The sequence below is a fragment of the Streptomyces sp. DSM 40868 genome (genome assembly GCF_011820545.1).
GTDB lineage: Bacteria > Actinomycetota > Actinomycetes > Streptomycetales > Streptomycetaceae > Streptomyces > Streptomyces eurythermus.
The window spans coordinates 4,467,357-4,486,806 of the sequence record NZ_CP050504.1; the positions used below are offsets into that span (position 1 = coordinate 4,467,357).

General features: G+C 70.1%; 19 protein-coding genes. 10 read left to right on the forward strand and 9 right to left on the reverse strand.

Features of this window, described 5'->3' with window-relative positions:
* Nucleotides 1-18 precede the first annotated feature (18 nt).
* From HB370_RS20340 to trxA, 5 genes are all read left to right on the forward strand, one after another.
* Entirely contained in the window at nucleotides 19-1,740 is a 1,722-nt protein-coding gene (locus tag HB370_RS20340; protein ID WP_030786376.1) for a protein kinase family protein, read from the forward strand.
* Between the two features lie 26 nt (nucleotides 1,741-1,766).
* Nucleotides 1,767-2,516, forward strand: coding sequence for an RNA polymerase sigma factor SigM (gene sigM, locus HB370_RS20345; RefSeq protein ID WP_030786379.1), 750 nt, complete (start codon nucleotides 1,767-1,769; stop codon nucleotides 2,514-2,516).
* Nucleotides 2,513-3,478 carry a hypothetical protein gene (locus HB370_RS20350; protein ID WP_030786381.1) on the forward strand — a complete coding sequence of 322 codons (966 nt, stop codon included), beginning with the start codon at nucleotides 2,513-2,515 and terminating at the stop codon, nucleotides 3,476-3,478. The genes sigM and HB370_RS20350 overlap by 4 nt, the downstream gene beginning before the upstream one ends.
* Nucleotides 3,479-3,630: 152 nt before the next feature.
* Complete coding sequence (trxB, locus tag HB370_RS20355; protein ID WP_030786383.1) at nucleotides 3,631-4,599, forward strand: thioredoxin-disulfide reductase; 969 nt, start codon at nucleotides 3,631-3,633, stop codon at nucleotides 4,597-4,599.
* A 48-nt stretch (nucleotides 4,600-4,647) separates the two neighbouring features.
* Nucleotides 4,648-4,980: a thioredoxin gene (gene trxA / locus HB370_RS20360; RefSeq protein WP_030786385.1), complete on the forward strand. Its 333-nt coding sequence runs from the start codon at nucleotides 4,648-4,650 to the stop codon at nucleotides 4,978-4,980.
* A 69-nt stretch (nucleotides 4,981-5,049) separates the two neighbouring features.
* Here trxA and HB370_RS20365 read toward each other — a convergent pair whose 3' ends face one another.
* From HB370_RS20365 to rpmH, 9 genes are all read right to left on the reverse strand, one after another.
* Nucleotides 5,050-5,667: a GNAT family N-acetyltransferase gene (locus HB370_RS20365; RefSeq protein ID WP_030786387.1), complete on the reverse strand. Its 618-nt coding sequence runs from the start codon at nucleotides 5,665-5,667 to the stop codon at nucleotides 5,050-5,052.
* A 199-nt stretch (nucleotides 5,668-5,866) separates the two neighbouring features.
* Entirely contained in the window at nucleotides 5,867-6,967 is a 1,101-nt protein-coding gene (locus tag HB370_RS20370) for a ParB/RepB/Spo0J family partition protein (RefSeq protein WP_030786390.1), read from the reverse strand.
* Nucleotides 6,964-8,037: a ParA family protein gene (locus HB370_RS20375; RefSeq protein ID WP_078637619.1), complete on the reverse strand. Its 1,074-nt coding sequence runs from the start codon at nucleotides 8,035-8,037 to the stop codon at nucleotides 6,964-6,966. Before HB370_RS20375 ends, HB370_RS20370 begins: the two co-directional genes overlap by 4 nt.
* 414 nt (nucleotides 8,038-8,451) lie before the next feature.
* Nucleotides 8,452-9,168, reverse strand: coding sequence for a 16S rRNA (guanine(527)-N(7))-methyltransferase RsmG (gene rsmG, locus HB370_RS20380; RefSeq protein ID WP_030786395.1), 717 nt, complete (start codon nucleotides 9,166-9,168; stop codon nucleotides 8,452-8,454).
* Nucleotides 9,169-9,283: 115 nt separating this feature from the next.
* Nucleotides 9,284-9,796, reverse strand: coding sequence for a R3H domain-containing nucleic acid-binding protein (locus HB370_RS20385; protein WP_030786398.1), 513 nt, complete (start codon nucleotides 9,794-9,796; stop codon nucleotides 9,284-9,286).
* A gap of 15 nt (nucleotides 9,797-9,811) precedes the next feature.
* Nucleotides 9,812-11,083 (reverse strand): membrane protein insertase YidC, encoded by a 1,272-nt coding sequence (gene yidC, locus HB370_RS20390; RefSeq protein WP_030786401.1) that lies wholly within the window; start codon nucleotides 11,081-11,083, stop codon nucleotides 9,812-9,814.
* 3 nt (nucleotides 11,084-11,086) lie between these two features.
* Complete coding sequence (yidD, locus tag HB370_RS20395) at nucleotides 11,087-11,452, reverse strand: membrane protein insertion efficiency factor YidD (protein WP_078637607.1); 366 nt, start codon at nucleotides 11,450-11,452, stop codon at nucleotides 11,087-11,089.
* Nucleotides 11,449-11,820, reverse strand: a complete 372-nt coding sequence (gene rnpA, locus HB370_RS20400; protein WP_078637608.1) for a ribonuclease P protein component — start codon at nucleotides 11,818-11,820, stop codon at nucleotides 11,449-11,451. The genes yidD and rnpA overlap by 4 nt, the downstream gene beginning before the upstream one ends.
* 21 nt (nucleotides 11,821-11,841) lie before the next feature.
* On the reverse strand, nucleotides 11,842-11,979 hold the full coding sequence (gene rpmH, locus HB370_RS20405; RefSeq protein ID WP_003956500.1) for a 50S ribosomal protein L34: 138 nt from the start codon (nucleotides 11,977-11,979) through the stop codon (nucleotides 11,842-11,844).
* Between the two features lie 371 nt (nucleotides 11,980-12,350).
* Here rpmH and dnaA point away from each other — a divergent pair, with 371 nt between their 5' ends.
* From dnaA to HB370_RS20430, 5 genes are all read left to right on the forward strand, one after another.
* Nucleotides 12,351-14,249 (forward strand): chromosomal replication initiator protein DnaA, encoded by a 1,899-nt coding sequence (gene dnaA / locus HB370_RS20410; protein WP_078637609.1) that lies wholly within the window; start codon nucleotides 12,351-12,353, stop codon nucleotides 14,247-14,249.
* A gap of 1,102 nt (nucleotides 14,250-15,351) precedes the next feature.
* Nucleotides 15,352-16,482, forward strand: coding sequence for a DNA polymerase III subunit beta (dnaN, locus tag HB370_RS20415; RefSeq protein WP_030615171.1), 1,131 nt, complete (start codon nucleotides 15,352-15,354; stop codon nucleotides 16,480-16,482).
* A 238-nt stretch (nucleotides 16,483-16,720) separates the two neighbouring features.
* Nucleotides 16,721-17,596 (forward strand): phosphogluconate dehydrogenase (NAD(+)-dependent, decarboxylating), encoded by an 876-nt coding sequence (gnd, locus tag HB370_RS20420; protein WP_030786407.1) that lies wholly within the window; start codon nucleotides 16,721-16,723, stop codon nucleotides 17,594-17,596.
* A gap of 35 nt (nucleotides 17,597-17,631) precedes the next feature.
* Nucleotides 17,632-18,753, forward strand: coding sequence for a DNA replication/repair protein RecF (recF, locus tag HB370_RS20425; protein WP_030786409.1), 1,122 nt, complete (start codon nucleotides 17,632-17,634; stop codon nucleotides 18,751-18,753).
* Complete coding sequence (locus HB370_RS20430; protein ID WP_030786411.1) at nucleotides 18,750-19,319, forward strand: DciA family protein; 570 nt, start codon at nucleotides 18,750-18,752, stop codon at nucleotides 19,317-19,319. The genes recF and HB370_RS20430 overlap by 4 nt, the downstream gene beginning before the upstream one ends.
* Nucleotides 19,320-19,450: the final 131 nt, after the last annotated feature.

Genomic DNA, 19,450 nt, shown 5'->3' on the forward strand with positions numbered 1-19,450 from the left:
GGGGAGGCAGGGACGACGGTGGCGGAACGGAGCACAGCTGCCGTCGACGTGGCAGACAACAGCGGTGAGCAACCGCTGACCGCGAAGGCGGACCAGTCCACGGCCGACGGGGTGGCCAATGACCCGGAGCGGGACACGGACAGCGACGAGGCACAGGGGAGCGGCGGCACCGAGGGTCCCGGACGGAAGGCCTCCGCGCCGGAGTTGCACAGCGGTCACAAGCTCGCCCGGCGCTACCGGCTGGAGGAGTGCGTCACCCGTCTGGACGGGTTCAGCAGCTGGCGTGCGGTCGACGAGAAGCTCCGCCGGGCCGTCGGCGTCCACGTCCTGCCCGCGGGCCACGCCCGGGCCCGCTCCGTCCTCGCCGCCGCCCGTTCCTCCGCGCTCCTCGGCGACCCCCGCTTCGTCCAGGTCCTCGACGCCGTCGAGGAGAACGACCTCGTCTACGTCGTCCACGAGTGGCTGCCCGACGCCACCGAGTTGTCCACCCTCCTCACCGGCGGCCCGCTGGAGCCGCACGACGCCTACCAGATGGTCAGTCAGGTCGCCGCGGCCATGGCCGCCGCGCACCGGGAAGGCCTCGCCCATCTACGGCTGAACCCGAACGCCGTCCTGCGCACCTCCACCGGCCAGTGGCGCATCCGCGGCCTCGCCGTGAACGCGGCGCTGCGCGGCATCAGCTCCGCCACCCCGCAACGCGCCGACACCGAGGCGATCGGTGCCCTGCTGTACGCCGCGCTGACCCAGCGCTGGCCGTACGAGAACGACGCCTACGGCCTGGCCGGCCTGCCCAAGGACATCGGACTCATCCCCCCGGACCAGGTGCGGGCCGGGGTGCACCGCGGGCTGTCCGAGCTGTCCATGCGCGCCCTGGTGAACGACGGCGCCACGGCGTCCCGGCACGAGGCGCCGTGCACCACGCCGGAGGAGCTGGTGAAGGCGATCGGCGAGATGCCGCGCATCCGCCCGCCCGAGCCTTCGTTCGCGGCGCCGCCGGACTACCAGCGCACGACCTACCAGCAGGGCAGCTACGGCCGCCCGGCCCCGCACGCCGGTGCCACCCAGCCCATCGTGCCCCCGCCGCCCCCGTTGCAGAGCCGTACCGGCAAGGCCCTGAAGTGGGCGGTGTCGGCCCTGCTCATCGCCGCGCTGGGCCTGGGCAGCTGGCAGCTGGCGGACGCCCTGATGGACCGCGGCAACAAGCCGGACGACACCAACAAGAGCCAGACCACGGACGGCGGCGGCAAGAACGCCGTGAAGCCGAAGCCGATTCCGATAAAGATCCAGAACGGCCAGGAGTTCGTCGCCAAGGGCGGTGCCCAGAGCCCCGGCAACGTCCCCAACACCTACGACGGTGACGCGTCGACGTACTGGAAGACCAAGAGCTTCAACGAAGGCCCCACGATCGCGCCGTACAAGCCGGGCGTCGGCATCGTGTACGACCTCGGCTCGGCCAAGAAGGTCAGTGCGGCCACCATCGACATGCGCTACGGCGGCGACCACACCACGGTCGAGCTGTACGCCGCGGACTCGCTGTCGCCGGCCTCCCTGGACTCCATGACCAAGCTCGGTGACGTCACGACCACGGGCACCAGCGCCACGGTGAAGGTGACCAAGCAGATCAAGACGCAGTACGTCCTCGTCTGGCTGACGGCCGTGCCGAATTCGGGGTACGACTCGGCCCTGTACGCCAGTCCCGGCTACAAGCAGGCCATCGGCGAAGTGAAGTTCACGGGCTGACGTCTCACCCGGACCGGAGGGGGCAGATGACGGAGGGCGCCGGATACGAAGGAGTGGGCGACCGGGACCTGCTCGCCCGCCACGTGGACGGCGACCCGGAGGCATTCGGCGAGATCGTACGACGGCACCGGGACCGGCTCTGGGCCGTGGCCCTGCGGACGCTGGGGGACCGTGAAGAGGCGGCGGACGCCGTGCAGGACGCCCTGGTGTCGGCCTACCGGGCCGCCCACACCTTCCGGGGCCAGTCGGCCGTCACGACCTGGCTGCACCGGATCACGGTGAACGCCTGCCTGGACCGGGCGCGCAAGGCCGCCTCCCGCAGGACGGCTCCGGTGGACGACACCGAGCGGCTGGAGCAGCTGCTGGAACCGCACGAGTCCGCCTCGGCGCCGGCCGAGCGGAAGGACGTGCACCGTCAGCTCCTCGAAGCGCTCGGCACCCTTCCCCCGGAACAGCGCGCCGCTCTGGTCCTGGTGGACATGCAGGGTTACCCCGTGGCCGAGGCCGCGCGGATCCTCGATGTGCCGACGGGGACGGTGAAGAGCCGGTGCGCCCGGGGCCGGGCCAGGCTGCTGCCCCTGCTCACACATCTGCGGCCCGAACGCGCCGGAGGCCCACGGCCGGACGGTACCGGGGACGCAAAGGAAAACGACCCGGGACGGAACCGGCGGCCAGGGCCGTCCGTCCCACCGGCGACGGGGTCACCGAGCGCACACTCCCAGGGCGCGGGACCGAGCGATCCAGCCGTAGTGAAGGGCGGAGGTGGGCGAGCGTGACATCGACGACGGACACGACCGGGCACCCGGACGTCGCGGAGATCTCCGACCTCACCGAGGGCCTGCTCGCCCCCGACCGGGACAGGGACGTGCGGCGCCACCTGGACGTGTGCGCCTCATGCGCGGACGTGTACGCCTCGCTGGAGGAGATCCGGGGCCTGCTCGGTTCCATGCCGGAGCCGGAGCGCATGCCGGACGATATCGCCGTACGCCTCGACGCCGCCCTCGCCGAGGAGGCCGCGCGGAACACCGGCGCCGAGGCCGCACGGAACGCTGGTGCCGAACGCGGGCGCGATGTCGGTGCCGAGGACGCCACGGGTCATGTTTCACGTGAAACATCGCTCGCCGCGGACCACCGCGCCGAGCGTCCAGCGGATCAACCCGCCGATCGCCCCTCAGGGCGCCCCCGTGCCGCGACCGGGCCGGGCCGCAAGGGCACCGAGCGCGGCCGGCGACGCGGCCGGATCGCCCTGGGGGCCGTTCTCACGGCCGCGGTCCTGGGCGCCGGAAGCCTGCTCGTGACGTCCCTGTCCGGCACCTCCGACCACACGTCGGCCCATGGCACACCGACCGCCTCGGCCGGCGCCTTCTCCGGTGACAGCCTGGAGAACCAGGTCCATTCCCTGCTCACCGCCGAGAAGACGCTGCCACACGGTGGTGACAGGCCCCGGCAGCGCCCGGACGACGGGACTCGGTCGTTCGGGTCCACCGAGGGACCCAACACCTTGATCCAGACCGCTGTCCCGGTCCCCGACTGTGTCCGGCAGGCGCTCCGGCAGAGCGCCGACGTGCTCGCGGCCAAGACGGGAACGTACGCGGGCAGATCGGCCTACCTCGTCGTGGTGGCCGACACCCGTGACAGCGCTCGGGTCACGGCCTATGTCGTCGACGCGTCCTGCGTACAGCACCAGCCCTCGCCGGCCGGCACGGTCCTGCTGAAGCAGTCCCTCGCCCGCCCCTAGGCCGCTGGACCACTCCTTCGGGCGCCCCGGGGTAGGCGTGTGCCCGGACACACCGGGAATGCACGCCCCGTAGGATCCGTTGGGTGGGGTGAGAGTCCCGAAAGGGGCTCCCGCCGGTCGACTGACGCAGACCAGAGACGAGGAATCAAGCCGTGAGCGATGTCCGTAACGTGATCATCATCGGCTCCGGGCCCGCAGGCTACACGGCGGCGCTGTACACCGCCCGTGCATCGCTGAAGCCCCTGGTGTTCGAAGGCGCCGTCACCGCGGGCGGTGCGCTGATGAACACCACCGAGGTCGAGAACTTCCCGGGCTTCCGCGACGGCATCATGGGGCCGGACCTCATGGACAACATGCGCGCCCAGGCCGAACGCTTCGGTGCCGAACTCGTTCCGGACGACATCGTCGCCGTCGATCTGACCGGTGAGATCAAGACCGTCACCGACACCGCCGGCACCGTCCACCGGGCGAAGGCCGTCATCGTCACCACCGGCTCCCAGCACCGCAAGCTGGGCCTGCCGAACGAGGACATGCTGTCGGGCCGTGGTGTCTCCTGGTGTGCCACCTGTGACGGGTTCTTCTTCAAGGAGCACGACATCGCCGTGATCGGCGGCGGCGACACCGCGATGGAGGAGGCCACGTTCCTCTCGCGGTTCGCCAAGTCGGTCACGATCGTCCACCGCCGGGACACCCTGCGCGCCTCCAAGGCGATGCAGGAGCGGGCCTTCGGTGACCCGAAGATCAAGTTCGTCTGGGACAGCGAGGTCGCCGAGATCCAGGGCGACCAGAAGCTCTCCGGTCTGAAGCTGCGGAACGTCAAGACCGGCGAGCTGTCCGAGCTGCCCGTGACGGGCCTGTTCATCGCCATCGGTCACGACCCGCGCACCGAGCTGTTCAAGGGCCAGCTGGACCTGGACGAGGAGGGCTACCTGAAGGTCGCCTCGCCGTCCACCCGTACCAACGTGACCGGTGTGTTCGCAGCCGGTGACGTGGTCGACCACACCTACCGCCAGGCGATCACCGCGGCCGGTACCGGCTGCGCCGCCGCTCTGGACGCCGAGCGGTACCTCGCCGCCCTCGCGGACGAGGACCAGGCGGAGCCCGAGAAGACGACTGTCTGACCTTCCCCCTTCCCCGCCCCACCGCGTAACCGAGGTAAGGAGCCCACTGTGGCCGGCAACGTGAAGACTGTGACCGACGCGACCTTCGAGGAGGAGGTCCTCAAGAGCGACAAGCCCGTTCTGGTGGACTTCTGGGCCGAGTGGTGCGGTCCGTGCCGCATGATCGCCCCGTCCCTGGAGGCGATCGCGGCCGAGCACGGTGACAAGATCCAGATCGTCAAGCTCAACATCGACGAGAACCCGAACACGGCCGCCAAGTACGGCGTCATGTCCATCCCCACCCTGAACGTGTACCAGGGCGGTGATGTCGCCAAGACGATCGTGGGCGCCAAGCCGAAGGCGGCGCTCCTGCGCGACCTGGACGAGTTCATCACGAAGTGATGTTTCACGTGAAACACGATGGGGCCGGCCCGCTTGGGCCGGCCCCATCGGCGCTATAGCGGGCTTTCGCTACAGCGGCCTCAGCGCGGGTTCCTTCTGGACCGCTCCCAGCAGCCGGTCGAGTGCCATCTCCACGTCTTCCTTCCAGGAGAGCGTGGACCGCAGCTCCAACCGCAGCCGCGGATGGGCGGGATGCTGCCGGACCGTCTTGAAGCCCACGGCCAGCAGATGGTCGGCGGGCAGCAGACAGCCGGGCTGCTCCCAGCGGGCGTCCCCGAACGCCTCGACCGCCTTGAAGCCCCGGCGCAGCAGATCCTTGGCCACCGTCTGCACCAGCACCCGGCCCAGGCCCTGCCCCTGATAACCGGGCAGGACGAACCCGGTGATCAGTTGCACGGCGTCCGGCGAGACCGGGCTCGTGGGGAAGGCAGTCGACCGCGGCACATAGGCCGGCGGGGCGTAGAGCACGAAACCCGCCGGGACGTCATCGACGTACACCACCCGTCCGCACGATCCCCAGTCCAGCAGGACGGCGGAGATCCAGGCTTCCTTCTCCAGCGCGGTGGTGCCCGCCGTCACCGCCGCCTCGCCGCTGACGGGGTCCAGCTCCCAGAAGACACAGGAGCGGCAGCGATGGGGAAGATCCTGAAGGTTGTCCAGCGTGAGCGGCACGAGCCGACGCCCCATGAAGGCTGATCCTCGCTTCCTTCGCCCGCCGCATCGCGAGCGGCTGTCAGCTGCTGACCGGTGGATATGCCCTAGCTGATCGCATCGTATCCACGATCCGATTCACTCGATACCGTGCCAAAGCAAAGAGCGGGCCGTGTTCCGGTACACACCGGACACGGCCCGCTCCACTGCCCCGAAGGGCACGAACAACCCGCAATCAGTCCTGCGTCTCGTCGCCGTCGCCGTCCTGAAGGCTCTTCTGGAGGGCCAGCCTCTCGCCCGGGGCGAGCGTGCTGAGGATCCTTTCGAGGTCCTCGGCGGAGGCGAACTCGACGGTGATCTTGCCCTTCTTCTGCCCCAGCTCGACCTTCACCCGCGTCTCGAACCGGTCCGAGAGCCGGGTGGCCAGTTCGTTCAGCGCCGGGGAAGGCACGGACCCGGCCCGGGGCCCCCGGGAGCGCGAGGCCTTCTGAGGCCGTGAGCCCATCAGGGTCACGATCTCTTCCACGGACCGCACCGACAGGCCCTCGGCGACGATCCGATGGGCCAGCCTGTCCTGTTCCTCGGAGTCCTCCACGGCCAGCAGCGCCCGGGCGTGACCGGCCGAGAGCACCCCGGCGGCCACCCGCTTCTGAACGGTCGGCGACAGCTTCAGCAGACGCAGCGTGTTGGAGACCTGCGGGCGGGAGCGCCCGATCCGGTCGGCCAGCTGGTCGTGGGTGCAGTTGAAGTCCTTCAGCAGCTGGTCGTAGGCAGCGGCCTCTTCGATCGGGTTCAGCTGCGCACGGTGCAGGTTCTCCAGCAGTGCGTCCAGGAGGAGCTTCTCGTCCTCCGTGGCCCGCACGATGGCCGGGATGGCCTGGAGACCGGCCTCACGGCACGCGCGCCAGCGGCGCTCGCCCATGATCAGCTCATACCGGCCGGGCCCCAGCTGCCGCACCACGACGGGCTGCAGAAGGCCGACCTCCTTGATGGAGGTGACCAGCTCCTGAAGCGCGTCCTCGTCGAAGATCTCGCGCGGCTGGCGCGGGTTCGGTGTGATGGCGTCCAGGGGGATCTCGGCGAAGTGGGCGCCCACCGGGGCTGCCGGCACCTCGACGGCGGGGCTCGCCGGAACCGCCTCGATGTCCTGTGCGGCGGGCGGCAGCGTGGCCACCTTGGCCGCGGCCACTCCGCGGTCGCCGGTCAGCACCGGGACGGCCGCGGGGGAGGTGGAGCCTCCACCCCCCAGCGCCGCGGAGGCCGGCGTCCTCTCGGTCGGGGCAGCGGGGATCAGTGCGCCGAGACCACGGCCCAGACCCCTCCGTCGCTCGCTCACTGAATCCCCTCCACCATGCTCTGGTCTTTCTGGGCGCCGATGTGGGCCTGGCTCGCGTCATAGCTGATGCCGACGCCCCTCAGCGCGATTTCCCGGGCCGCCTCAAGGTACGAGAGGGCACCGCTCGATCCTGGATCGTAGGTCAGCACCGTCTGCCCGTAACTCGGTGCCTCGGAGATACGGACCGAGCGGGGAATGCTCGTCCGCAGCACCTCTTCACCGAAGTGACTGCGCACCTCTTCCGCGACCTGGGAGGCGAGACGCGTCCGGCCGTCGTACATGGTGAGCAGGATGGTCGACACATGCAGGGCGGGGTTGAGGTGCCCCCGCACCAGGTCGACGTTGCGCAGGAGCTGACCGAGGCCCTCCAGCGCGTAGTACTCGCACTGGATCGGGATCAGTACTTCGGCGCCCGCGACAAGCGCGTTGACCGTCAACAGGCCCAGCGAGGGCGGGCAGTCGATGAGGATGTAGTCCAACGGCTGCTCGTACGCCTGGATGGCCCGTTGCAGCCGGCTCTCCCGGGCCACCAGGGACACCAGCTCGATCTCCGCACCGGCGAGATCGATGGTGGCCGGGGCGCAGAAGAGGCCCTCGACATCGATGACGGGCTGGACCACCTCGGCAAGAGGCTTGCTCTCCACCAACACGTCGTAGATGGAAGGCACTTCGGCGTGATGGTCGATCCCGAGGGCGGTGGACGCGTTGCCCTGCGGGTCGAGGTCGATCACCAGGACCCGGCCACCGTGCAGAGCCAGCGAGGCGGCAAGGTTGACGGTTGTCGTCGTCTTGCCCACGCCGCCCTTCTGGTTGGCGACCACGATGACTCGGGTCTGCTCCGGTCGCGGCAGGCCTGCGCCGGCGCGGCCGAGAGCCTCCACCGCCAGTTGGGCAGCTCGACCGATGGGAGTGTCGTCCATCGGGGGCGGTGTTTCACGTGAAACATCCGCTCCCATCGACTCGGTACGGGGACCGGGGACCGGATCGGTCATCGGTCCCGCGATGTTGGCGTCGGACCGCAAGGATTCACTCTCCTCGACTTCAGGCTCGCGATGAACAGAGCCTCCCATGTCTTCGGGGTCGTGAACCAGTGAGGCCTGGCCATCTGTGGAGAAATCCACCTCTGTGGACAACTCCGTGCCCCTGGAGAGGGACGAGTTTTCCAGGAAGCGGGGCGGAATCTCCGAGGAGCGGGGCGAAGCCCCCGCGGAGCGGGGCAGGACCTCCGGGGAAACGGGGTCCTCTCCGAGTGCGCCGAGGGGCTTCCGGTCGCGCGGTTCGGCCGCAGCGCGGCCACGACTGATGATGCCGTGCAGCAGTGAGCGACGTTTCACGTGAAACACGATGCACAGCCGCTGCGACCGGACCTTTGCGACACTCCGGCTCGCCCGGGTTCGGCAGCTTGTGTGGAGTACGTTCCGTCGTCAGGACGGGTCAGCGCCGGCCGACCCCTACAGCCCACCGGCGCACACCCGTCCTCCGGCTCACCGGCGTCGCCGGGCCCGACCCGTGCGGGCGGCCTTGGCCCGCTTGGCGGCGAAGCGCACACCGCCCGGGCTCTCCCCGACCTCGACCCGCACCACGGTGGACATCGGGTCCACCACGCCCTCACCCACATGCAGGATGGACGTCTCCACCGCCCCCAGCTTGCTCAGCGCGGTGGCCGCCGCCTTCAGCTCCTCCTCGGCGGTGTCCCCCTTGAGCGCGAGCATCTCGCCGTACGGGCGCAGCAGCGGAATGCCCCAGGTGGCCAGGCGGTCCAGCGGGGCCACGGCCCGTGCCGTCACCACGTGGACCGGCGGCAGCTTGCCCATGACCTCCTCGGCCCGGCCGCGCACGACGGTGACATGGTCCAGGCCGAGCAGCTCGACGACCTCGGTGAGGAAGTTGGTGCGCCGCAGCAGGGGTTCCAGCAGGGTGATGTTGAGATCGTCGCGGACCAGGGCCAGCGGGATGCCCGGCAGCCCCGCACCGGAGCCGACGTCGCATACCGTCACCCCCTCCGGAACGGCCTCGGAGAGCACCGCACAGTTCAGCAGGTGCCGCTCCCACAGGCGGGGCACTTCCCGCGGACCGATCAGGCCGCGCTGCACGCCTGCCTCGGCGAGCAGCTCCGCATAGCGGACCGCATCGGCGAAGCGCTCACCAAACACTTCCCGCGCCTGCTCGGGCGCGGGGGGAAGCTCCGCTGCCTCCGTCACGGGGACCGTCCTTCCGTACAGCGCCGGCGCTTCGCGCACCGGCCACCAGAACTACCAGGCTGACAAAGTTCGGCCCCGCCTGCTCAACAGACGGGGCCGGTGGAACGGGGGCCGATCAGGCGGGCAGCACGACGACGAACCGCTGCGGCTCCTCGCCCTCGGACTCGCTGCGCAGCCCCGCGGCCTTGACCGCGTCGTGCACGACCTTGCGCTCGAACGGGGTCATCGGCTTGAGCTTCACGGGCTCGCCGGTGCTCTTCACCTCGGCGGCGGCCTTGGCGCCCAGCTCGGACAGCTCGGAGCGCTTCTTGGCGCGGTAGCCCGCGATGTCCAGCATCAGCCGGCTGCGGTCACCGGTTTCCCGGTGCACGGCCAGCCGCGTCAGCTCCTGCAGCGCCTCCAGCACCTCGCCGTCCCGGCCGACCAGCTTCTGCAGGTCGCGGCTGCCGGTGTCGCTGATGATCGACACGGAGGCGCGGTCGGCCTCGACATCCATGTCGATGTCGCCGTCGAGGTCGGCGATGTCCAGCAGACCCTCCAGGTAGTCCGCCGCGATCTCACCCTCCTGCTCCAGGCGGGTGAGGGTGTCTGCACCCTCGGCAGCGGCGGAGGTGGTGCCTTCCGTCACGGGATGGGCTCCTTCTTACTTCTTGGACGGGGACTTGGGCCGCTGCGGGCCACCCTTGCGCTGGCCGGACTGGGCCTTGCTGCGGGTGCCGGAGCCGGACTTCTGGGGCTGCTTGGCAGCCGCGGGCTTGGCGTCCTGCGGTGCGTCGGACTTCTCCAGCGACGGGGAGTCACCCGTCTTGGTCCCGCCGGACTGGCGCTGGGACTTGCTCTGGCGCTTGGGCTGCTGGCGCCGGGCGGCGGTGGCCGAGTCGGTACCGGCGGCAGCGCCGTCCTCGGTCTGTGCCGCGGCCTGGGCCACGCTCTTCGTCACGGTGCCGTCGGCCTGGGCGGCGAGACCGGCCTTGTTGAGCGCGTTGACGAACTTGCGCTCGAACTCGTTGCGGTCGCGGCCCTTGGCGACGATCGCCTTGACGATGGCCTTCTCGCTGCGCCGGCGGATCTTGCCGTGCTGCGTGACGTGCTTGGTCAGGCGCTCCAGGTAGGCGGCCTGGGCCTTGGAACCCGGGGTCGGGTTGTTGTGGATGACGTACATCTGCTGGCCCATGGTCCACACGTTGGTGGTCAGCCAGTAGATGAGGACACCGACCGGGAAGTTCACACCGAGGACGGCGAACATGATCGGGAAGACGTACATCAGCATCTTCTGCTGCTGCATGAACGGCGTCTTCACGGTGGTGTCGACGTTCTTCGTCATCAGCTGGCGCTGCGTGTAGAACTGCGACGCCGACATCAGCACGATCATGATCGCGGTCACGATGCGGACGTCGGTCAGCGAGGCGTGCAGGGCGCTGACCTGGCTGTCGCTGCTGAAGAACTTGGCGGCCAGCGGGGCGCCGAAGATGTGGGCGTTCCGCGCGCTCTCGAGCAGGTCGGCATCGATGACGCCGATCTTCTTGCCCGACGCGATGCCGGCGAGCACGTGGTACAGGGCGAAGAAGAACGGGGACTGCGCCAGGATGGGAAGGCACGAGGAGAGCGGGTTGGTACCCGACTCCTTGTACAGCTTCATCATCTCTTCGGACTGGCGCTGCCGGTCGTTCTTGTAGCGCTCCTGGATCTTCTTCATCTCCGGCTGGAGCGTCTGCATCGCGCGGGTCGCCTTGATCTGCTTCACGAAGAGCGGGATCAGGCAGATGCGGATCAGGATCACCAGCGACACGATGGACAGGCCCCAGGCCCACCCGGTGTCAGGTCCGAAGATCGCCCCGTACACCTTGTGGAACTGGACGATGACCCAGGAGACGGGCCAGGTGATGAAACTGAAAAGGCTGGCAATCGTGTCCACTAATCATGCTCCTTGGGCATGGGACGAGGTCTCTGCGGCCGGGCTCGAAGGAGACTCCGTTGGTGGCTTCGCTTCGGTGGCCGTTTCGGCGGCGGAGGACCCGCCCCTGCGTGCGCGCCAGGCGTCGCGCAGCATTTCGTGCCACCGCGGACGCTTACGCGGCGGAACATGGTCCACGCCACCCGGCGACCACGGATTGCACCGGAGGATGCGCCAGGCGGTCAGTGCGGTCCCTTTGACGGCACCGTGCCGGTCGATGGCCGTGTAGCCGTAATGGGAGCACGACGGGTAGTACTTGCATACCGGCCCCAGCAGCGGACTGATCGTCCACTGGTACAGCTTGATCAGAGCCAGCAGCGGGTACTTCATCGCGCGCCCCCTCCCAGTAGCCGCTGAAGGGCGGCGTCCAGGTCTCGGGCCAGCTGTGCGTGGTCTGCGTCGCCCGCTCCGGGCAGCGCTCGTACGACTACCAGGCTACCGGGGGGGAACAGGCCGACTCGGTCACGCATCAGATGGCGCAGTCTGCGCTTCACTTTGTTGCGCACGACCGCACCACCCACGGCCTTGCTGACGACGAAACCCGCACGCGTCGGGGGAGCGCTCTCCCCAGGCGCGTGCGGGTCCGTGGCACCGCTTCGAAGGTGGACGACGAGCGTCGGGCGGCCTGCCCGGCGCCCTCGTCGTACCGCGGTCGCGAAGTCCTCGCGCCGCCTCAGCCGGTTCTCGGTGGGCAGCACGATGTCATGACCTGACCGGGATCAGGCGGACAGACGGGCGCGACCCTTGCTACGGCGGGACGCGAGAATCGCGCGGCCGGCACGGGTGCGCATACGCAGCCGGAAGCCGTGGGTCTTCGCGCGACGACGGTTGTTCGGCTGGAAGGTGCGCTTGCTCACTCGGGGGCTCCAGAAAATCGGTAGTGGCGGGGTGCCGTCCTGGCTGTCACCGTGCGCCCACGAGTAGCTCGCGTCACGCCCGAGTGCACCGCTTCCCGATCACCTGACGTGACCTGTGCCCATCGGAGGCAGGCGGCAGCAGCCATCGACAACTCGACCTGGTTACGGTACGCGGGGCCGAGCCGTCCGGTCAAACCGAGGGCTGCCGGGAGACACTGTCCACAGGCTGGGGACAACAACTTGAACCGCACCCGCCGCGCTGACTACCGTGGCTGGACTCCGATTCGTTCCCTTATCCCCGCCCGACCCGATTTTCATCCCGACCCGTCCCCGAACCACACGTTCGTGGGACCTGTGAGAGAGCGTGCCCTGTGGCTGACGTACCTGCCGATCTTGCCGCAGTGTGGCCGCGAGTACTGGAACAGCTGCTCGGCGAGGGCCGCGGACAGGGTGTGGAGGCCAAGGACGAGCACTGGATCCGGCGCTGCCAGCCGCTCGCGCTGGTCGCGGACACCGCCCTTCTCGCCGTGCCGAACGAATTCGCGAAGGGCGTTCTGGAGGGCCGTCTGGCGCCCGTCGTCAGCGAGACCCTGAGCCGGGAGTGCGGCCGCCCCATCCGCATCGCGATCACCGTGGACGACTCCGCGGGCGAGCCCCCGGCGCCTCCCGTCCAGCAGCCGGCGAACCCGCGCTACGAGGAACCGGAGCTGCCCTCGGGGCCGTACGAGGGCTACGGACGGCCCCGTGGCGGCGAGCAGCCGGGCGGCGAGCAGCACTCCGAGCAGCCCCCGGCCGGCCGCTCCGACCAGCTCCCCACGGTCCGCCCGGTCTACCCGTCCGAGTACCAGCGGCCCGAGCCCGGCGCCTGGCCGCGCCCCGGGCAGGACGACTACGCCTGGCAGCAGCCCCGGCTCGGCTTTCCCGAGCGGGACCCGTACGCCTCGCCGTCCTCCCAGGACGGCTACGGATCCGGCGCGGACGCGTACGGCGCGCCGTCCCAGGACTACCGCCCGCAGGGCACGGACCGGCCGCCGTACCAGCAGCAGCGCGGCGACTACGACTCCGCGCGGGGCGAGTACGACCCGTCCCGGACCGAGTACGACCAGCGCGACCCGGTCCGCCGTGAGCTGCCCGATCCGGCGGCCCACCGCGGCGGCCCCGGCCGTCCGGACGGGCCCACCGGCGCCCCCGGCCCGCTGGCCGCGCAGCCGGCGCCCGCGAGCGGCCCCGGCGAGCCGACCGCGCGCCTGAACCCCAAGTACCTGTTCGACACGTTCGTGATCGGCGCCTCCAACCGCTTCGCGCACGCGGCGGCGGTCGCGGTCGCCGAGGCGCCCGCGAAGGCGTACAACCCACTGTTCATCTACGGGGAGTCCGGGCTCGGCAAGACCCATCTGCTGCACGCCATCGGCCACTACGCGCGCAGCCTGTACCCGGGCACGCGGGTGCGGTACGTCAGCTCGGAGGAGTTCACCAACGAGTTCATCAACTCCATCCGCGACGGCAAGGGCGACAGCTTCCGCAAGCGCTACCGCGAGATGGACATCCTGCTCGTCGACGACATCCAGTTCCTCGCGGACAAGGAGTCGACGCAGGAGGAGTTCTTCCACACCTTCAACACGCTGCACAACGCCAACAAGCAGATCGTGCTCTCCAGCGACCGGCCGCCCAAGCAGCTGGTCACGCTGGAGGACCGGCTCCGCAACCGTTTCGAGTGGGGCCTGATCACCGACGTCCAGCCGCCCGAGCTGGAGACGCGGATCGCGATCCTGCGCAAGAAGGCGGTCCAGGAGCAGCTGAACGCGCCGCCGGAGGTGCTGGAGTTCATCGCCTCCCGGATCTCGCGGAACATCCGTGAGCTGGAGGGCGCGCTGATCCGGGTGACGGCGTTCGCGTCGCTCAACCGGCAGCCGGTGGACCTGGGCCTGACCGAGATCGTCCTGAAGGACCTCATCCCCGGCGGCGAGGACAGCGCGCCGGAGATCACCGCTACGGCGATCATGGCGGCCACCGCGGACTACTTCGGGCTGACGGTGGAGGACCTGTGCGGCACCTCGCGCGGGCGCGCGCTGGTGACCGCGCGGCAGATCGCGATGTACCTGTGCCGCGAGCTGACGGACCTGTCGCTGCCGAAGATCGGCGCGCAGTTCGGCGGCCGGGACCACACGACCGTGATGCACGCCGACCGCAAGATCCGCGCGCTGATGGCCGAGCGGCGCTCGATCTACAACCAGGTCACCGAGCTGACCAACCGCATCAAGAACGGCTGAGCCGGCCGTACGCGGGCGCGGAGGGCGCCCCGGGGCACACACCGCCTCCGGGGCGCCCTCCGACGTTCCCGGCGCATGGAGGCCCATAGAGGCCCACGGAGGCGCACCGACGGCTCCGGTACCGAGGACGTCCCGCGCGCCGCGGCGCCCGAACGCGGCGGCGCCCGAACGCGGCCGGCCGCATCCCACGCGGCGCCGACGGCGAGCCAGGCAACCCTTTCGCACCCCTTGGACGGCCCTCGGACCGCCTCCGGCACCCCTCCGACCGCCCTCCGACGACCTCAACACGCGTCCGAAGCGCCGGATGCGACCCCGCGAGCCGTTTCCTCCCCGTCATCCCTTGTTCGATTACCTGCCTGGTTACGGCCTTCCTCCACAGATTCGGCGACTTTCTTCCGTCCACAGACTGGGGACTGCGAAGTTGTCCCGAACTGCGTCCACAGGGAGGCTGGCTCCAGCGCATCCACCCAGCTCACGGGCCTGTGGAATCGTGGACAAACGATCTCCACAGACTGTGGATAACTACGTCGTCCCCAGGCCGGACGTCGCGTTTTCCACCGGTACCCCACAGGCTGGGGGCGGTTGTCCCCAGCGAACCCGGGCTTCTCCACATGGCTGTCCACTGTTCGGCAACCCGACGCCCCCGCTCACCGCGTCGAGTGAAAGGCGTCACAGGAAGCTGCCGGATTGGGTTGTGGGAAACCTGGGTATTCCTGGGGACACAGCTGGGGAGAACTGCCCTCAGCCTGTGGGCGGTGTGTGCAGAACTTTCCGTTCTCCACAGAGGGCCCAGGTTGTCCACCGGCTCCACCCACAGGGGCGGTGGATAAAAAACCCGCGCTGAGCTGGGCAAACGTGGTTATCCACCGTATCCACAGGCCCTACTACTACTCCCGACTAGAGAGAGCTCGGCAATCGTTTTGAAGCGGGGGCTGTGCACAACTCGCCCTCTCGCGCCCGGCTGCCGCTCGGACCGACTTGACCCCGACGGGCACCTACTGTCAGTGCCGTGCGTCAGACTGGTCCCCGGTGTCCTTCCCGTCCCAGGGGGCGGTGACACCGAGTCGGAGGACTCAGTAGCAACAGCAGGAGGCGGCTTACGGTGAAGATCCGGGTGGAACGCGACGTACTCGCGGAGGCAGTGGCCTGGGCGGCACGCAGCCTCCCGGCCCGTCCGCCGGCGCCTGTCCTCGCCGGCCTGCTGCTCAAGGCCGAGGACGGCCAGCTGAGTCTGTCGAGCTTCGACTACGAGGTCTCCGCGCGGGTGAACGTCGAGGCGGAGGTCGAGGAGGAGGGCACCGTCCTGGTCTCCGGCCGGCTGCTCGCCGACATCTCGCGCGCCCTCCCCAACCGGCCGGTGGAGATTTCCACAGACGGTGTACGGGCGACCGTGGTCTGCGGCACCTCCCGGTTCACCCTCCACACCCTGCCTGTGGAGGAGTACCCGGCCCTGCCGCAGATGCCGAACGCGACCGGCACCGTCCCCGGCGAGGTCTTCGCCGCGGCCGTCTCCCAGGTGGCCATCGCCGCCGGCCGTGACGACACGCTGCCGGTGCTCACCGGTGTGCGCATCGAGATCGAGGGCGACACGGTCACCCTGGCCTCCACCGACCGCTACCGCTTCGCGGTCCGCGAGTTCCTGTGGAAGCCGGAGAACCCCGACGCCTCCGCCGTCGCCCTGGTCCCGGCCAAGACGCTGCTGGACACCGCCAAGTCGCTCGGTGCCGGGGACAGCGTCACGCTGGCGCTGGCCGGTGCCGGTGCCGGTGAGGGCCTGATCGGTTTCGAGGGCGCCGGACGGCGTACGACCACGCGTCTGCTGGAGGGCGACCTGCCCAAGTACCGGACGCTGTTCCCGACCGAGTTCAACTCCGTCGCCGTGATCGAGACCGCGCCGTTCGTCGAGGCGGTCAAGCGTGTGGCCCTGGTCGCCGAGCGGAACACCCCGGTGCGGCTGAGCTTCGAGCAGGGCGTGCTGATCCTGGAGGCCGGGTCCAGCGACGACGCACAGGCTGTGGAAAGGGTCGACGCCCAGCTGGAGGGCGACGACATCTCGATCGCCTTCAACCCGACGTTCCTGCTGGACGGCCTGAGCGCGATCGACTCGCCGGTGGCGCAGCTGTCGTTCACCACGTCCACGAAGCCGGCGCTGCTCAGCGGGAAGCCGGCGGTGGACGCGGAGGCCGACGACGCGTACAAGTACCTGATCATGCCGGTCCGGCTCAGCGGCTGACGTTTTCCACAGGTGTGCACGGTGCCGGGCGTCCCTGTGGAAGCCCGGCACCGTGGCCGGGTGGTGCGGCGGACCCGCTCATGGGTGGCCCACGACCGCGAGGAACTACGTTTCCGCAGGTCAGCGCGGGTCTCGCATGAGCGCGTATGCCCACAGCTGTGCGTGAGCGTCCGGGTTTAGGCTCGGCTCGGCACCTCGGTGCCTCTCACGCCACACAGCAACCTAAGGAACACAACTGATGGAGCTCGGTCTCGTCGGCCTCGGCAAGATGGGCGGCAACATGCGCGAGCGGATCCGCCGCGCGGGCCACACCGTCATCGGGTACGACCGCAACGCTGACGTCGCGGATGTCCACAGCCTGGAAGAGCTTGTGGGCAAGCTCAGCGGCCCGCGCGTGGTCTGGGTGATGGTCCCGGCCGGCGAGCCCACCCAGTCGACCATCGACCGGCTCGCCGAGCTGCTGGAGCCCGGCGACGTGGTCGTGGACGGCGGAAACTCCCGCTGGACCGACGACGAGCGGCACGCCGAGGAGCTGGCCGCCAAGGGCATAGGCTTCGTCGACTGCGGTGTCTCCGGCGGCGTGTGGGGCCTGGAGAACGGGTACGCGCTGATGTACGGCGGCGACGCGGAGAACGTCGCCAAGGTGCAGCCGATCTTCGACGCCCTGAAGCCGGAGGGCGACTTCGGCTCGGTGCACGCGGGCAAGGTCGGCGCGGGCCACTTCGCGAAGATGGTCCACAACGGCATCGAGTACGCCATGATGCAGGCCTACGCCGAGGGCTGGGAGCTGCTGGAGAAGGTCGACTCCGTGGAGAACGTCCGCGAGGTCTTCCGCTCCTGGCAGGAGGGCACGGTCATCCGGTCCTGGCTGCTGGACCTCGCGGTCAACGCCCTCGACGAGGACGAGCACCTGGACGCCCTGCGCGGTTACGCACAGGACTCCGGCGAGGGACGCTGGACGGTGGAGGCGGCCATCGACAACGCCGTGCCGCTGCCGGCGATCACCGCCTCGCTGTTCGCGCGGTTCGCCTCCCGGCAGGAGGACTCGCCGCAGATGAAGATGATCGCCGCGCTGCGCAACCAGTTCGGCGGTCACGCCGTAGAGAAGAAGTAAGCCGCAGCACAAGCAGGGAGGTCGGCGGGACGACCATGCACGTCACGCATCTTTCGCTGGCCGACTTCCGCTCGTACGCCCGGGCCGAGGTCCCGCTCGACCCGGGCGTCACCGCCTTCGTCGGCCCCAACGGGCAGGGCAAGACCAACCTGGTGGAGGCGGTCGGATACCTGGCCACGCTCGGCAGCCACCGCGTCGCCTCCGACGCGCCGCTGGTGCGCATGGGCGCCGAGCGGGCGATCGTGCGGGCCCAGGTCCGCCAGGGCGACCGGCAGCAGCTGATCGAGCTGGAGCTGAACCCGGGCAAGGCCAACCGCGCCCGTATCAACCGGTCCTCGCAGGTCAGACCGCGGGACGTGCTGGGGATCGTACGGACCGTGCTGTTCGCGCCCGAGGACCTCGCCCTCGTCAAGGGCGACCCGGGTGAGCGGCGGCGGTTCCTCGACGAGCTGGTCACCGCGCGGTCCCCGCGGATGGCGGGCGTGCGCTCCGACTACGAGCGGGTGCTCAAGCAGCGCAACACCCTGCTGAAGTCGGCCGCGCTCGCGCGCCGGCACGGTGGGCGGTCCATGGACATGTCCACGCTCGACGTCTGGGACCAGCATCTGGCGCGGGCGGGCGCCGAGGTGCTCGTGCAGCGGCTCGACCTGGTCGCGGCGCTCCAGCCGCTGGCCGACAAGGCCTACGAACAGCTGGCCCCGGGCGGCGGTCCGGTGGCGCTGGAGTACAAGCCGTCGGCGCCGGGCGAGGCCCACACCCGCGAGGAGCTGTACGAACAGCTGATGGCGGCCCTCGCCGAGGCGCGCAAGCAGGAGATCGAGCGGGGCGTCACCCTGGTCGGTCCGCACCGGGACGACCTGGTGCTGAAACTCGGGCAGCTGCCCGCCAAGGGCTACGCCTCGCACGGCGAGTCCTGGTCCTACGCCCTCGCCCTGCGGCTGGCCTCGTACGACCTGCTGCGCGCGGAGGGCAACGAGCCGGTGCTGATCCTGGACGACGTCTTCGCGGAACTGGACGCCCGCCGCCGGGAACGGCTGGCGGAACTGGTCGCCCCCGGCGAGCAGGTGCTGGTCACCGCCGCCGTGGACGACGACGTACCCCATGTGCTGGCCGGCGCCCGGTACGCGGTGGCCGGCGGGACGGTGGAGCGCGTATGAACCCCGAGGACCCCGCACCGAACACCCCGAAAGCCCCGGGCGCCCCGAAGGCGGCGAACGCCAAGGAGCCCTCCGGTGTCGACCTCGCGCGCGTGGCGTTGCGCGCGGCGAGGGAGCAGGCACGCGCGCGTGGGGACGCGGCACGGCAGAAGAAGCAGGCCCGGCGCGGCGGCGGCCTGCGCTCCGGTGCCCGCGCCGACGGACGCGATCCGCAGAAGCTGGGGGCGGCGATCAGCCGGCTGATCACCGAGCGCGGCTGGGAGACGCCCGCCGCGGTGGGCGGGGTGATGGGCCGCTGGCCGCAGATCGTCGGTGAGGACCTGGCCAAGCACTGTGTGCCGCAGCGGTACGACGAGGACGAGCGGGTGCTGGTCGTGGCCTGCGACTCCACGGCCTGGGCGACCCAGCTGCGGCACCTCGCGCCCGCGCTGGTGGCCCGGCTCAACCAGGATCTCGGGCAGGGCAGCGTGCGGATGATCAAGGTGCTCAACCCGGGCGGCCCGGCCCGCCGCTACGGCCCGCTGCGGGCGCCGGGCAGCACCGGGCCCGGCGATACGTACGGGTGACGTACCTCACGTCCGCGAGGGCGCACGGGGAGGCCGTCGTGGCCGTACGAGGCGGCGGGGACCGGGTCCGGATCGTCCCCGGATCGCCCGCCGACGGCCTTCTGACCCGCCAGTAGCCACGGGTTGACGAC

Coding starts and splice junctions, on each gene's coding strand:
- sigM (WP_030786379.1), top strand. CDS start 1,767: ATGACGGAGGGCGCCGGATACGAAGGAGTGGGCGACCGGGACCTGCTC.
- HB370_RS20365 (WP_030786387.1), bottom strand. CDS start 5,667: ATGGGGCGTCGGCTCGTGCCGCTCACGCTGGACAACCTTCAGGATCTT.
- HB370_RS20375 (WP_078637619.1), bottom strand. CDS start 8,037: ATGGGAGGCTCTGTTCATCGCGAGCCTGAAGTCGAGGAGAGTGAATCC.
- yidD (WP_078637607.1), bottom strand. CDS start 11,452: ATGAAGTACCCGCTGCTGGCTCTGATCAAGCTGTACCAGTGGACGATC.
- gnd (WP_030786407.1), top strand. CDS start 16,721: ATGGAGCTCGGTCTCGTCGGCCTCGGCAAGATGGGCGGCAACATGCGC.
- recF (WP_030786409.1), top strand. CDS start 17,632: ATGCACGTCACGCATCTTTCGCTGGCCGACTTCCGCTCGTACGCCCGG.
- HB370_RS20430 (WP_030786411.1), top strand. CDS start 18,750: ATGAACCCCGAGGACCCCGCACCGAACACCCCGAAAGCCCCGGGCGCC.